At 65.4% G+C, this 14,865-nt stretch carries 7 protein-coding genes and 3 pseudogenes; 3 read left to right on the plus strand and 7 right to left on the minus strand.

Features of this window, described 5'->3' with window-relative positions; translation table 11 throughout:
- Window positions 1-102 precede the first annotated feature (102 nt).
- On the plus strand, window positions 103-723 hold the full coding sequence (locus AB8O64_RS35890; protein ID WP_370424380.1) for a transposase: 621 nt from the start codon (window positions 103-105) through the stop codon (window positions 721-723).
- 320 nt (window positions 724-1,043) lie between these two features.
- Here AB8O64_RS35890 and AB8O64_RS35895 read toward each other — a convergent pair whose 3' ends face one another.
- The 7 genes and pseudogenes from AB8O64_RS35895 to AB8O64_RS35925 all read right to left on the minus strand — a co-directional run bounded on the left by AB8O64_RS35895 (window position 1,044) and on the right by AB8O64_RS35925 (window position 7,043).
- Complete coding sequence (locus AB8O64_RS35895) at window positions 1,044-1,400, minus strand: transposase (RefSeq protein ID WP_370424158.1); 357 nt, start codon at window positions 1,398-1,400, stop codon at window positions 1,044-1,046.
- Window positions 1,401-2,210: 810 nt separating this feature from the next.
- A pseudogene (locus tag AB8O64_RS35900) lies at window positions 2,211-2,674 on the minus strand (transposase family protein); the annotation flags it as partial.
- A gap of 146 nt (window positions 2,675-2,820) precedes the next feature.
- A complete protein-coding gene (locus AB8O64_RS35905) occupies window positions 2,821-3,006 on the minus strand; it encodes a hypothetical protein (RefSeq protein ID WP_370424381.1) in 186 nt (61 codons plus the stop codon).
- A 625-nt stretch (window positions 3,007-3,631) separates the two neighbouring features.
- Window positions 3,632-4,833: pseudogene (locus AB8O64_RS35910) on the minus strand (IS110 family transposase).
- A 221-nt stretch (window positions 4,834-5,054) separates the two neighbouring features.
- Window positions 5,055-5,441 carry a transposase gene (locus tag AB8O64_RS35915; RefSeq protein ID WP_370424159.1) on the minus strand — a complete coding sequence of 129 codons (387 nt, stop codon included), beginning with the start codon at window positions 5,439-5,441 and terminating at the stop codon, window positions 5,055-5,057.
- 73 nt (window positions 5,442-5,514) lie between these two features.
- On the minus strand, window positions 5,515-5,772 hold the full coding sequence (locus AB8O64_RS35920) for a transposase family protein (RefSeq protein WP_370424382.1): 258 nt from the start codon (window positions 5,770-5,772) through the stop codon (window positions 5,515-5,517).
- A gap of 386 nt (window positions 5,773-6,158) precedes the next feature.
- Window positions 6,159-7,043, minus strand: a complete 885-nt coding sequence (locus tag AB8O64_RS35925) for a hypothetical protein (RefSeq protein WP_370424161.1) — start codon at window positions 7,041-7,043, stop codon at window positions 6,159-6,161.
- Between the two features lie 910 nt (window positions 7,044-7,953).
- On the opposite strand from AB8O64_RS35925, the pseudogene AB8O64_RS35930 reads away from it, so the two are divergent.
- Window positions 7,954-8,790: pseudogene (locus tag AB8O64_RS35930) on the plus strand (AAA family ATPase); the annotation flags it as partial.
- A 198-nt stretch (window positions 8,791-8,988) separates the two neighbouring features.
- Window positions 8,989-14,487 (plus strand): alpha/beta hydrolase, encoded by a 5,499-nt coding sequence (locus AB8O64_RS35935; protein WP_370424162.1) that lies wholly within the window; start codon window positions 8,989-8,991, stop codon window positions 14,485-14,487.
- Window positions 14,488-14,865 lie beyond the last annotated feature (378 nt).

Raw genomic sequence — 14,865 nt, forward strand, 5'->3', positions numbered from 1 at the left:
TGGGGTGGTACGCCACCGAGCGCTGCTATTAGGTCGCCGGGTGCTCCCGTCTCGGCTCGACGCCGAGGGACAGCGAAGACTCGAAGGGAGCGCACGTTGCAGGTGACCTGTGAAATCGACTGGGCAGAGGACCACTACGACATGGCAATGGCCGACTCCGACCTGGTCAGGGCGATTGCCGTCCTGGCTCGAGCCCAGCAGGACGCGGTCTGGGACCGCACTCGGGCCCACAACAGGCTCCGATCGCACCTGCGTGAGTACCACCCGGCGATCCTCGAAGCGTTCGCGGACAAGCGTGAGCGGCTGCTCGCGGGTGAGGCCCGCGCGATCCTGACGATCGCGCCCACTCCGGCCGAGGCTGCCCGGCTCACCCGCAGCCGGCTGCGAGGCGCCGTCACACGGGCCGGCCGCCAGCGCCGGATCGAGGCCGAGACCGATCGGCTCTTCGAAGTGCTCCGCCAAGACCGGCTCCGTCAACCGGCCCTGGTGGAGAGGGCGATGGGACGCCAGACACTCGCCCTGCTCGCCCAGCTCGACGCGGTCTGTCGAGCCTACGAGGACCTGGCGCGCGACACCGAGGAGCTCTTTCTTCAGCATCCCGACGCGGAAATCATCACGAGCTTTCCCGGTCTTGCCCTGCTCACCGGCGCTCGGATACTCGCTGAGATCGGTGACGATCGCACCAGGTTCGACACGGCCCGGGACCTGAAGGCGTATGCCTGAAGCGCCCCGGTGACCCGGGAATCCGGCAGAAGCCGTCGTGTCAGCCATCGCCGGATCAAGAACAGCCGCTTGGCCGCGACCGGTCGACACTGGGCGTTCGCCGCACTCACCGCCTCACCCGGAGCCCATGCGCACTACAACCGCCGCCGAGACACCGGCGATCGCTACTACGCCGTCCTCCGTCACCTGTTCAACCGCATGCTCGGCCAGCTCCACCACTGCCTGGCCACACCCCAGAACTATGACGAATCGATAGCCTTCGCCCCTCCTGCATCAGATCAACTCTTCCCTGCTAATTGACCGTTACTGACTTCGGTTCGTCAGGGTGTGGTGGGAATGTCCAGGGCGAGTCCGGTCCCAGCGATGAAGCCGTTGAGGGTACCGGGCCGGTACTGAAGACGCTTGAGTCGGTTACGGACGAGTGTCTCCAGGCGGTCGAGGGCGACGACGGCGAGGTTTACGAGACTCCGTGTGACGTGCGCCCATACCCATTCCACGGGGTTGAGGCTGGGCGAGTAGGTGGGCAGGAAGAACACCGTCAGCCACTCGCGCTGCTTGATCAACTTACGCATGGTGTGGGCGACGTGGGTGTTGAGTCGGTCCCACACCAGCACCATCGGCGCTTTGACAAGCTGGCGGGCGCCGTCGATCAGTGCGATGAAGTCCCGCTCGCTCATGCTGCGGCGCTTGCCCTTGCCCACCGGGTGGGAGATCAGTCAGTGACACAGCCGGGTGCGCGATCCGGGCCGCATGGCGATCAGACCGGCCACCGAAAGCCGTCCCAATCCGCGTCCGCTCGCCGTGACGACCGGCCTCACGCCGCGCCGGCCCCAGGTGCGTCCTCGGGGCGGCTTGCGGGTGAAGCCTGCCTCGTCCTCGAAGCAGATGTAACCCCCACAGGCCGCCCGGGCTCTTCTACCTCGGTCCAGGTCGCCTCCTTCCACACCTTCACGGCCTGCTCGTCGCGCTCGGCCACCCGCCGGGCGGGACCTGCGGGGACAAGCCGAGCCGATGCATCAGCCTCATCGCGCCCGAGACGCTGCAGGAGACGGGAACTTCCTGCCGAACCGCGTGGCCACCCTCGCCGCGGTCCACACCTGGTCCTCCACCCAGCCATGCGCGACCGGACCCTCCTCCAAGAACGCGGCGGGCTTGACCAGGCAGTTCGGGGACAGACGGCACCGCGATCCGCCCGCACCCCGGGATACCAGGGCCTCAGGCCCGCCGTCCCGCCACAGCTGATACCACCTGCAGGCAGATTTCCGGCTCACCGCAGCCGCTGTGCGACCTCCGGCGGCTTGATCTTCCGCTCGAACACTCGGCCGCCTGCGCTCGTACGACCTCACGACGCTGACGCCCCGCAGCGGCCAGCCCGCCCCCCACCCGCATACCTCACACACCACGGAATACAACCAACACCCCAACCCCATCAGGGACTTCAGCAAATATCACCCCACCGAGCCGAAGTCAGTAACCGCATGGGGTGTCTTATCCGCCCAGCACTTCCGCCGGGCGACGGTCAGATCGTGGGTCGGACCCGGCAGAGCGGGCGAGGCCCAGAGCAGGCGGCCGAACGGGTCGGTGCGGACCTGTACGTTCATACCGTGGCGCCGGTGCTTTCCTGAGTAGTACGGGGTGTCGGCGGCGATACGGTCGATGGGAAGCAGGGTGCCGTCGAGGATGACGAATGCCTTCTCGCGCATCGTCATCATCGCCTCGGTCAAATCTTGGGCGAGCGCGGCCAGCACCTCGATGGCCTCGCGTATATAGCGGTATACGGTCGCGATGCCCATACGGAACCCGGCGGCAAGCTGGGTGGTGTAAGCGTCGCCGCAGCGCAGATGGGCCAGAGCCAGCAGAGCCTGGCGGCCGACCGGAAGCCGACGCCACCGCGTCCCGAGGAGCGGAGCTGCTCCGTCAGGTATCGCAGGGTGCGGGTGGACAGATCGATCGACGTGATAGGCAAGCGCCACGAAGCTGCTGGCAGTCGGGCGATCTTGGTGGTGAACCCGTCTACCAGGAGCTTCTTCACGTTGTACTGGCTCGGGCGGTTTGAGCGGGGCTCTGTCAGCAATCACGGGGAGCCGTCACGATGAGTCACGGAAGCAGGATCATCTTGCAGAGTAGTTCGAATTCGGCCCGTCCGTAAAACTGCCTTTTGATCTTCCTGATGCGGTTCGCGGCGCCCTCGGTGATGCCCGAGCTCCATCGGAGCGTGAGTCCGGCGGTGACCGCGTCGAGGTCCTGGGTGAGGCCGCGGGCGAAGCCGGTCAAGCCGGGCAGGTCGGCGGCGGTGGCCTAGTCGATCCAGTCGGGCAGCAGGACGCCAGTCTGCTGGGTGAGCCTCTCGCCGAAGCTCGGACGAGTTGATGCGTGGCGGCCAGGTCAGGACAGCTCTGCAGGATGGCCTTGAGCCGCTGGTGTTCGTCCTCGGTGAGCGTGGAGGGGCGGCGGCTGAGCCAGCCGGTGACCTGTCGTGTGGTCGGCGGGGCCAGGGGGCGGCTCGGGTGGGCCACTGCAGGCGGCTGCGGGCCCAGTCGCGGAGGGTGGTGTAGGACACTGTCCGTCCCTGGGCGGCGAGTTCTTCGCGCAGTTCCTTGATGGAGATGGCGCCGCCGGTTTCGTCTATGCGCCGCTGTAGGTAGGGGTGGTGGATGTCCAGGTTGCTGGCGCGCTGGTGGCGGCGGCCTGGGGAGACCTGGTGCCAGTGCTCGGCGCGGGCGTACCGCTGGACGGTATGACGGCCCCAGCCCAGGTGGCGGGCGGCCTGTCGGATCCCCATACCGTGCTCCAATAGGCCGTGGACCAGGGTGTGATGCGCCTGCAGCCGCGCGGCGAGCCGCCTTGCCGTGAGGCGCTGTCGGGCTCGGCGGCTGCGAGGACCTGGGGGGTGCCCCTATGGGTTTCGTCAACCCGTAGGGCTCGGTTGGGGGTCGTAGAAAGTGCCGTCGCGGAGCATCGCGAAGAGGACGTCGGCTCGTCGTCTCGCGAGGCAGAGGAGGGCTTGGGTGTGGTGCTTGCCCTGGGCGATTTTCTTGTCGTAGTAGGCCCGGGATCTGGGGTCGGACAGCGCGGCGAACGCGGACAGGAAGAACGCCCTCTTGAGCTGTTTGTTGCCGCGGCGGGAGGGTTGTTCGCCGCGGATCGAGGAGCCCGAGCTCCTTGTTGCCGGGGCGAGGCCGGCGTAGGAGGCGAGGTGGGCGGCGGACGGGAAGCCGCTGCCGTCGCCGACGTCGATGAGGATCCTTGCTCCGGTCCTGACGCCGATCCCCGGCATGGACGTCAGGACCTTGGAAAGAGGGTGGTTGGCCAGCAGTTCTTCGATCCTGGTCGCGAGGATTTTGCGCTGGTCGAGGACTGCCTGGAGGGAGGCGGCGAGGCTGGGAACGATCAGTGCGGCGGCATCGGTGCCCGGGACTGCCACGGTCTGTTCGTCCAGGGCGGTGAAGATGTCCTCGACCAGGCGTTCAGCCATCCGCGGGGCCTTCGGCCGTATGAGGGTGGCCAGCCGTCGGCGTCCGGCCTTGCGTATCTGGGCCGGGGATCCGAAGCGTTCCAGCAGCGTCAGGACGGCGGGGTGCTGGATGCGCGGGCCGACAACTCGCCCAGGTGCGGGTGGATCTGGGTCAGCAGGCCGCGGAGCCGGTTCGCGACCCGGGTGACTTCGCCCGCGAGGTCGTCGTCGAAGCCCACGATCATCTCCAGCTCGGCGAGTGTTTCGTCTTCGGGCTCGATGGCGCGGAGGGTGTGGGGCATCGCGCGGGCGGCGTCCGCGATGATGAACGCGTCCCTCGCGTCGGTCTTGGCCTCGCCGGGGTAGAGATCGGCAATCCGGCGCATCGTCAGCCCGGGCAGATAGGCGACCTGGCAGCCCGCATCGCGGGCGACCGCCAGGGGCAGGGCGCCGATCGAGGCGGGCTGGTCGACCACGACGAGCACGGTGCCGTGCTTCGCGATCAGCTTGGCGAAGACCTCGCGGAGCTTGGGTTCGCTGTTGGGCAGCCGCTTGTCGAAGGCTTTCTTCCCGGCTGGGGTCAGCGCGGTGACGTGGTGTTCGCCCTTGCCGACGTCCAGGCCGAGGAAGGCGCCGATGTCGCTGGTGTCGATCACGTGCACTCTCCGGTCGTACCAACCCGGCCGCACCTGCGGCACCAGCTGCCAGCATCCACATTACGAAGAACCTCCCTGTCTCCCGAAGGAGTCGGTGGTCATGCCCCTCATCAGCGGTCTACCAGTGCCTCCGGGAGCGGTGACACCCCCCCCCAGATCATGATCAACAGGGGGGAGCAGTCATGCCGTCCCGGAGGCCGGGAACCCCATTGCGGGGCTGATCAAGAAGGTAATGGGGGAGACGGCTGTGTTGTCGGTGTGGTGAGGCAGGCCCGGTAGGCCACGACGCACTTCTCGACGGCTTGGCCGAGGTTGGCCCACAGGTGGTAGCGATCGGCGATTTGTCGGGCGTGGGGTGCCCCGGCGGCGCCTTCGGCGTAGGCGCCGGCGCGGCAGACCACCTCAACGCCGGGGTGGGCGAGGAGCCAGGTGGTGAGCGGTCCGGCCTCCCTGGTGGGCAGCACGTCGACAACGCGATGCGTTTCCCCGTCGGTCAGCACGGTGGCATAGGTATGACCCCGCTTGATCGCGAAGTCGTCCACACCAAGTACCGGGGGAGTCGCGTGCGAGGGATCGGGCATCACCCGCACACGATTCAGCAGCCCCATCCGGCCCGCCTTGATGCCCAGCGAGGCCGCATACGCGCTCCAGCACGGCCAGCCAGGGCGAGCGCGACGGCGTTCATGATGGTGCCGAGTCGGTCGGTGCAGCGGGCGTATGCGCTGGTGAAGTCAGGTATCTGCTCGCGAACGTCCGCTGTGAGCATGCCGCGTTCACGCAGGCGAACCGGCGGACCTCCAGCACGATCCTCACTGGTAGAGCAGCCAGCGGCACGTCCTGGAACTGCCGGTGGTAGCGATCGCGGACACGAGCCGAGGGACAGCCACAGCAGGGACAGCCCCCTTCGCGGGCCCGGCCCCGGGCCCGGACGATCGTCATCCCGATGGCGCACGCGGCCGCGTCGACGACCACTGCGACTCCCGCGAACAGCACATCCTGCCAGGAAAATTCATGTCCGCCCAAATGCAGGACGTCGCCCGTGACGAACCCCGGCAGCCTGATTCCACGAGACGTGAGGGGGGCGTCAGATAGGGAGGGGTGCGGGCAAGGCGTGCCCCGGCACGGACACGAGAATCGAACGCAACCTCACCGACCGTGACGGCTCCCCGTGATTGCTGACAGAGCCCCGCTCAAACCGCCCGAGCCAGTTGTACAGCAGCCCAACTCGCCCGCAGAACCCTCAGCTCGCAAAGAGCCCTATGAATCAGCCCTGGCTGCCTTCGAGGGGTGATGTTCACGGAAGGCGGTCCGCTGGCAAGAATTCATCATGCGCTAAATCTTGCCCTCCTGTACCCCCCTTCTTCTGTTCGCTGCACTTCCGCACTTCCCCAGGTGTGAGGCGGGATTACTTTCCAAAGGCGTCGGAGGGTGGCGTGCTCTGTGCGGTTGTTTGTGACGTACCAGTTTCCAAATCGACACCAGGCCAGAGGTTCATCGGATTCTGTGGCCACCATTTTCACCAACCCAACTTGGTATTTTTTTGCAGCCGCCGCCTCAAGATACTGATTCATTCGATAAGTAGCTTGATCGCCATGCTGGAACATGGCATAGTCAGACCCTTCTAGCATATGAAGACTCCCACCCTTTTTCACAGCAGTGCCGCTACGTCGCACTCTTTCACCCCCTCCTTCTCTGTAGTTTTTCGCTATCCCGGCGTTGAGTCGATTAAGGAGCTTTACTTTCTCGGGAGTAGCTTCTGGTATCTGACCGCCACCACCCCCCCGAGCAGCGTAGGCTTCATGCAGATCATAGTCACCCGTATACAGATACTGCTTCCAGTGGGGATTGCTCTTCAACCTAGTCAGCGCCGGGCCGCCGTCGTCTGCATCGACGTCGACCGGAACGTATTGTTCGCCATTCCTGCCCGTTTGCGCGATGTTCATATCCAGGATCTCTTGAGGGGGGTTATCGATCCGTACACCTGCAAGGCCTAGCTGATTCCAGTGGCCGACAAAACCATCCAGATCCTGATTGCGCAGCCGCTCCATGACGCTCGCCGCACGTGTTCCGTACTTCGCCTTAACGGAGCTGTCTTTAATGGACTTTTCCAGGATGGTGTGCGGCTTCGGTTTAGCTCCCTCGGCAATGCGCCGAATGGAGGGCTCGCCCGTCAACCGAACGCAAATGGTATACTTGTGCTCCTTGCACACTTGCGAAATTGACTCCCAGTGGCGCTCCCAAACAATTTTACGAAGATCCGTGGCGCGGGAGCCTAGGGTAACGCCACTACCAGTGCATGTAGCGGCCACATAAGGGGCCAACATGCTGCTCCCACTCGAGTTCATCGATACTACTGGCCCTACTTTTCGGCCGGGGATGGCATGTTGTCGAACTTCTTTATCGATCCGGACTTGCTGACGACCGGGGCGATATTCTTTTGGTGCTCTCATCCCATACATGACTAACTCCCTGTAGTCCGTTGGCGCCTCTACCCCATATTACCGAGGATGACATGACGGTTACTGTGAATGCCGCCGCGGCGAACTTTTATTTCGACAGCTGAACCGACGGTCGGGTAGGTCATGGTTGAATCCGTGCGCCGCCGAGGCGCCTCCCCGCTAGGGGATTGTGTTGCCCTGCATCCGTAACGTACGTGACCAAATTGTCAGCCTCGTGATAGCGCATGCAAGGCCTCTTATGATCCGGGCATGTTGACGCGCCGTCACCACGCTATCAGACCAAGATTATTCGACGTTCCGGTCAACCGATACCTCCGTACTGGACGGTATCGCCGCTGTCGTCAGACCTTCCCGATATTGCTGGTCATGACCTGATGGCGGACTTCTTGAACTGGTCCGGCCGTCAGGGCGACTCTGGTGCGTAATCCGCCGGACCTGCAGTCACCGTCAAGGCGACGCTGCCGCACGTCGTTGCACCCAGGGCACGAGGCCGGGCCCCTGACAGCACAGCACCATTCCCCTCACACTCCGTAATTGCGCACCAGAGTCGCCCTGTGGATACAAGGAGTCAACTTTCTCCACCATTTCGCGCGGAGTGTGCCCTCGAGACTAAGACCCGACGGTGTACGTGGCGCATGTGGGATATGCCGTGCGGACCGGAGCGAGACGAGGAGAACCGGTGACCACTTCCGGAGCGGACGACCAGTGCGAAGCACTGGGGAGGTTCGGTACGGACTTCACCACGGCTGCACGTAACGGGACGCTGGACTCGGTCATCGGCCGGAACCAGGAGATCCGCCGGGTGGCGCAGGCCCTTTCACGGCGCACGAAGAACAACCCGGTGCTCGTCGGTGACCCCGGCGTCGGTAAGACGGCCGTCGTCGAGGGGCTCGCGCAGCGCATCGTCAAGGGGGACGTGCCGGAGCCGCTGAAGAACAAGCGGCGGGTGTCGCTGGACCTCGGCTCGATGTTGGCGGGCGCGAAATACCGTGGAGAGTTCGCGGGGCGGTTGAAAGCGGTCCCGGACGGGAGCAAAGAGAGCGACGGTGAAGTCGTTACCTTCATCGCTGAATTGCACCTGACTGTCGGGACCGGCGCCATCGGGGATTCGGCGATGGACGCGGGAAACATGCTCAAGCCGATGCTGCCCGGCCGCGAGCCGCGCATGATCGGCGCGACGACGCGGGACGGGCACTGTGAGCGCATCGAGGCGTACCCGGCGCCGGAATGCCGTTTCCGGCAAGTTCTCCACGAACCCTCGGCGGAGGACTCGAGCGCGACTCTGCGTGGCTTGAAGGGACGTTACGAGGCGCGCCGCAAGATGCAGATCGCGGACAGCGCTCTGGTCGCGGCCGCAGCGCCCTCGGACCGGTACATCGCTACGCGCTTCCTGCCCGACAAGGCCATCGACCTCGCGGACGAAGCAGCATCGCACCTCCGTATGGAAATCGACTCCTCCCCCGCTCAGATCGACGAACTCCAGTACTCGTTCGACCGGGCTGTGAGGTAAAGGACACACATGCCTCAGTACGCTCAAGCGCCGTCACCCCGGGGCGGGAAGCAGGAGCCCGCGCCCGCCCACAGGGCTGTCCCTGCGTCCGCGCAGAGTATTTCTGGGGCGGCGGGTGCAGCAGCGGCTTTGGGAACCTGGGCGGCGTCTCTGGCGCCCGGTACTGTGCATGAGGGGGCGCCCGGCGTGCCTCCTGCCGAGGTGATGGAGCCGGCCGACGAGTCCGCCCCCGCCCGGGCCCACAGCTTCGCTGCACTTCATGTGAGCAACCTGAGAGCTCTGGTGGCGGACATGAAAGAACTCGTGGCGAAATCGAAGCAGCCGACGCCGGAAGATCCCGCCTCTGTCGAGCCACAGCTCTCCCACCGCGACGTAGGGGACCTCGCGAGCGACGTTGTCGATGTGCTCGTCGGTAACGAGCCCGGCCTAGGCCGGGACACGTTCCGGTCCGGGGCCACTGCTGGAAAGCCAGCGCCCGCGGATCTGGAAGCTAACGCCGATCATCTCAGCAAGGTCGTCGCAGGCCTGACCGAATCCAAGATCACGCAGCGTATCCTGTCCTATGAGCGGGACTTCGAGGGTGTGGGCCGGATGGCCGTCGCCATCGGCGACATCGAGACCGCCACCCATGTCGGCATCCTGGTCCCCGGCATGGGCAGCGGTCCCTCCAACCTCCAGAAGTTCATCGACCGCGCCCGGGCCGTCTACGACGAGTGTCTCAGGGTCGCCCCTGAGACGAACGTCGCAGTCGTCGCCTGGCAGGGGTACAGGGCTCCCCGCGACATCCGCAAGGGCAAGGGCGAGGTCCTCAGCGACGAGCTCGCCCAGGCCGGTTCCAGGCTCCTCATCAGCGACCTCGCCCACTGGGGGACCCTGTGGAGGGACAGCGCCGCCCGCAAGGTCGCCAAGCTGCCCGAACGGCCCCAGATCACCCTCAACCCCCACAGCTACGGGAGTGTCGTCGTCGGCAATGCCCTCAGGAAGCCCACCGCGCCCGGCGGCATCGCGGGTGCGGCCAAGGGCGCCGTCAACGGCTTCGTCCGGGAATTGCTCCACCAGGCCGTTCAGATCAACCCTGTCACCGCTGGCGTCCAGACATACATGAAGAACGGCGACAAGACTGAGGCTGCGGCAGAAGCCTTGAAGAGGGCCGTGAAGGTGGCCCAGGTTGCGACGGACCCCTCCGGCTTCTCGGCCGGCCAGTTCGCCTGGAAGCCCGGGGGATCCATTTTCAAGCGCTCTCTCAACCAGGCCCGCGCCGGCTACACACGCGAGCCTCTGGGCGGCGGAGAGGCTGACTACCTCGTCCTCTTCGGCAGTCCCGGCACCGGCGGCACAGCCGAAGACCTCGCCATCGCCCCCTGGCGCATTTTTGCCGCCGCCCACACCAAGGACGACGTCAGCAACTCCAACCACTTCGGCCCCGACCCCACCCACGTCAACTTCGACCGCACCGGCCACGTCACGCGCCTCAAGAGCGAATACACCCCCAGCCCCGGCTCCAGCCGGACAGACCACCACACCAGCTACTACGACCCTGGCAGGGAATCGCTCACCAATCTCGCCCACATCATTGTCGGAAACCCCCACAAGGTCACCCGCTCCCCGAAGCGGGACTCCATCTGGGGGGGGCGCCAGAATCCCCTGGGATGGTTGGTGACCAACTCTCCCACCACAGCCAAGCTGCCCGACCCGGGCCACCAGGCACCACACCAGTCGGCGGCCGAACCAGAGACCGGGACACGCCGCAGCAAGCGCAGCACGGACGACCTCAGCGGCGGCCGGGAGGGATCCACGAAAACTGCCCCGGGGCAGGAGAACTCGTTCAAGGAGCTCGATGAGCAGCTTCGGGGAACCCGCATCTCCCCGGAGCAGCAGGCCACGGCCTCGGAGATGGTCGACCGGGCGATCCGTGAGGGACTGGAGGCAAAGAGCGGCCTGGCTGAAGCGCAAACAGTGAATCTCGACGCGCCGGTCAGCGTCTTGTACCGTCCAAGCAGCCCGGCCACGGGTCTGGAACTCCCGAATACCACGCGCCAGACACGCATCTTTACGGTGCGTCAAGTGGTGCTCGGCGAGATCCAGCGCGAGAACGACCTGACCCGCAGCGGATGGAGGCTCACTCTCGTCAACAGGCCGGGTGGCATGTCGACGGCTCTGTGGGAAGCGGTGCTCAGTAATGACGTACGTCAGCAGGTCGGTGACAGGATCCTGCAAGACGCACTCAAGGTGATCGATACGCCGCAGGTCAAGTCCCGCTTCCTAAGCTACGCTCGCCATCGCGTGATGGGTGCCCTCGCGCGGCATTTCGCCACATCGCGGGACGGCTCTCACCTGTCGAACGCGGTGACCGAAGCGATGGCCAGTGAGGAAGGTGAGGCTCGCCTGGTCATCTTCAATGGACAGGTGGTGCCTAACCTCGTCGCATTCCCGTACAGCCTCGACCTCTCACAGGAGAAGTACACGAGACGCACGGGCAAAACCTATCTGATCGTGTCGGTTGCCACTGGTGAGGCGAGGCTCCTCCCGGCGATGTCCATTCCCGTGGGGTGGGAGCAGTTCGTCCGGGCACACCTGTCCGCCTATGAGAGCGGTCGGGCTTCCAGCGTCGACTTCCGGCCGAGTTCTTCATGGCATTTCCCCCGGAATACCGATGACGAGCTCCCCACCGGGTCGAAGCGACTCGGCACGCATGGGTTCTTCCGCTACTATTCGGCTTTCTCCTTCCGCAAGTCGGGCCAGGTGTATGAGGACCTGTGGGAGGCGGGCCTGACCACGGTCCGCACGGACATGGACGCGCTGTCGTACACACCTGAGGAACAGCGGCGGGATGCGGACCTGCGGTTTAGGCGCAACCTGGCGTCCGCTGTGTGCAACCTGGCCACGCTCGTGGCGCTCGGCCTGACGGGCGGTGCGGCACTGGCCGTCAGCCTGGTCGCCGGCGGTGCCAGTATCGCCTCTTCCGTTTTCCAGCGGCAGCTGGGCGAGGTCGCCGACCGCGGAGAGGAGCGCCGCGCCGCAGAGGAAGACGCCGCCCTGGGCATGGTCTTCGCCATCGCCGGCATGGCACTGGACGTCGGCGCGACGGCGAGGTTGCTGGTCAAAGCGGCACCGGCGGCGAAGGCCGCCGCGGCCAAGAAGCTCCGGTGGGTGGTCACCACCGGCCGAGAAACGTGCCTGATCAACCGGATCAAGTGGGGCATCCCGGGTGGGCTGCCAGGGAGGACGCCCAGGGAACGCGTGGCCGGCTTTGCCTCAGCCCTCGCCAGCGACGAGACCCTGGTGAAGAAGGCGTTCCAAAAGAGCGACGTGTGCTGGGACGCGGTGCTCCGGGTGGAGGAGCTTTCCCAAGTCACCACAGCGGCGGAAGTTTCGCGGCTGCGTGCGGCGACCCGGGCGGACCGATTCAGTGAGTTCCTCGGTGGACCGGAGATGAAAGCGGTCGCCAACTCCGAGAGCTTGAGACTCATCCCGGTCGGCGAGCGGGTGGGGATCGTCAGCGCCGACGGCACGCAGATGCTGCACGCCATGACCTCCACGGGCCAAGGCCGGATGGCCGGTCTCAACAACGCAGGCGTCAACCCCCGTCTGAGCCCCGGCTACGTCGAGTTCGACCTTGACCAATTGGGCCTGAAGTTCGACGGGGACGGGGGGTGGACGCTGGCCGCCTACAGCGGCCGACCGGTGCAGGTAAGCCGCCGACCAGTGCGGGTATACGTGCACGCGGACGCCCCGGAGTTCCGCATCGAGTCCATGCACCGATTGGACGACGGACTGGCGGAACTCACCGTCAGTCAAAGCCGCCTGTCGGATAGTCTGCTGGCCTCCGCCCGCGACCACGGGGAGATCGGCCCATTGATGCTGAAGCCCAGTGAGAACTGCGAAAAGCTGATGAAGCCGGTCGCCGAGTTCGCAGAGAGTGAGGGCTTCACCAACATCCGCTACGCCGGTATGGACATCTGGGACAACGGCGGCCCCACCATGAACAACAATCACTTCGTGGTGATCGGCAGCAGGGTGGGAAAGAAAACAAGCACGGATTGGGTGTTCGACCTCTCAGCCGGCCAGTTCGCCGGCAAGATGGACGGGGTCGACGGCCCGCTCATCCTGCCCATAGACGCCTGGTTGGCCAGGTATCGGCAGAATCCGAGATCCAACAGACTGATCAAGATGGAGAAGTTCAGCACCAGGGACAGGGCCACTGCAGAATTCACCTCCCAAGCGCCACGCCATGCCCTCGACTACCGCGAAGGCGCCCAACTGGTGACCCGACCCTCCTGGTACGAACCGGCCATGAAGTCGCGTCCCGCCGATCGCACGGTGCGGTTCTCGGTCAGAGCCCCCGGCGTCCCGGAAGCGACGGCCACAGCGGCCGTCGGGGGCGCACCTACGGTGTCCCCGGTAGCGGGCCAGCCCCTCCCGACGGTCGACGTGGCCTTCCGCGGCCTGCTGGGCGAGGCCGCGGACCTGGTTCTTCACCCGCGCGTACGCTTCCACATAAAGTACGTCGGGCGGATTGTCAAAATCGCTATAACGCCGACGCGGGACACCTCCGCCACCCTGCTTGATGACAAGGGCAAGGTTCTTGCACATGCCCAGGCAGAGGAAACCAAAACCGTGGAATCCCCTATCGGGGTCCCCCTCACCCTCGATGTCGTCCCCGTCTACACGGTGCAGTCGGGCGACACTCTGCGGGACGTCGCGTACTACGAACTCTATGACCGGGACAGGTGGACGGAGATCTATGCCCTCAATAGGCACGTCATCGGCCCCTTGGAAGGTGGCCAGGAATACCTCCCGGCAGTCGTCGGGCAAGTGTGGCACATGCCCGAGCCGGACCCCGTTCATTCCCAGCTCCGGACCTCAGCGTGGGCTCCGCCCGGTTATGCGAACGCGACCGGCGCACCGGCCGGGGCCTCCCCCACCCTGGAAGTCGCCCCCACCTACACAGTGCAGCCGGGCGATACTCTGCGGTCGGTCGCCTATCGCGAACTCGGTAACGCGGCCAGGTGGCAGGAGATCTACGCACTCAACAAGGACGCCATCGCGAACCCGCCCCACCTTCACGGGCCGGCCAACCGCCAGGTGTGGCGCATGCCCGAGAAGAACGTCGCGCCCAACCGTACCCAGTCCAAGACGTATTGGGCCGGGCCGGGGCTGCCGCTGTTGCCGTCCCTGGCCGATAGCACCTTCGAGGCCGCAGTATTGAAACAGCAGCAGCAGCTGGACATCCTGGAGCAGCTCGACAAGCCGCGCCGCATCAGAGAACTTGCCACAGCCCTAAAAATCAGCTCCGCCACCGTCGATCGCCATCTTGCCGCGCTGCGGGGGGCGGGCCTGACCACCGAAACAAAATCTGGACGAAACACGACAAACTCCCGGACCCCGCAGGGGACTCAGCTCCTCCGACGCAGACAGACAATCGGTAGCATCGAGGCCGCAGTGCTGGAACAGCAGCTTCAAATCCAGCAGCAGCGGCTGGATATCCTGCGGCAGCTCGACCGACCGCGCAGCACCGGAGAACTTGCCGCCATCCTGAAAATCAGTTACGCCACCACCCAACACCATGTTGCCGCGCTGCGGACGAAGAACCTGATCCGTGAGGAAGGATCGTCACAGAGCACGACAAACACCCGGACCCTGCAGGGGACCCAGCTCCTCCAGCAGGTGGGTGTGTCAAGTTAACGGCCCTGTCGCATTTTCGTGGTAGCGGAACGTCATCAGGCTCGTTGACATCGTCTGCGAGGTGTCAACGAGCTTATGCGGATGGTGTTTTCGGTCTGGCGCCACTGGTCGTTGAGGGCGTGTCCGACGAGTGTGAGCGGATCTTGGTGTGGCCACGGACTCCGGAGGTGGCCGCGGTCTACCGGGTGTGCGAGGCTCCTTCGGAGCGCATGCACGGCTATCACTGCCGGACGTTGGCCGACGTGCCGGTCGACGGGCGGCGGGTGGTGGTCCTGTGCGGGTGCGGCGTCTGGTGAACCTTCCCCTTTCTGCTGCAATAAGCGAGTTGGGGCGCCGGCAAAACTGCGGACACACGGGATCTTGCTCCGACAATTCCGC

It is taken from the genome of Streptomyces sp. QH1-20, from assembly GCF_041283565.1.
Lineage (GTDB): Bacteria > Actinomycetota > Actinomycetes > Streptomycetales > Streptomycetaceae > Streptomyces > Streptomyces syringius.

Bases quoted from the DNA above. Each gene is read 5' to 3' on its own strand.
- AB8O64_RS35895 (WP_370424158.1), bottom strand. From the start codon at position 1,400: ATGAGCGAGCGGGACTTCATCGCACTGATCGACGGCGCCCGCCAGCTT.
- AB8O64_RS35915 (WP_370424159.1), bottom strand. From the start codon at position 5,441: ATGGGGCTGCTGAATCGTGTGCGGGTGATGCCCGATCCCTCGCACGCG.
- AB8O64_RS35920 (WP_370424382.1), bottom strand. From the start codon at position 5,772: ATGACGATCGTCCGGGCCCGGGGCCGGGCCCGCGAAGGGGGCTGTCCC.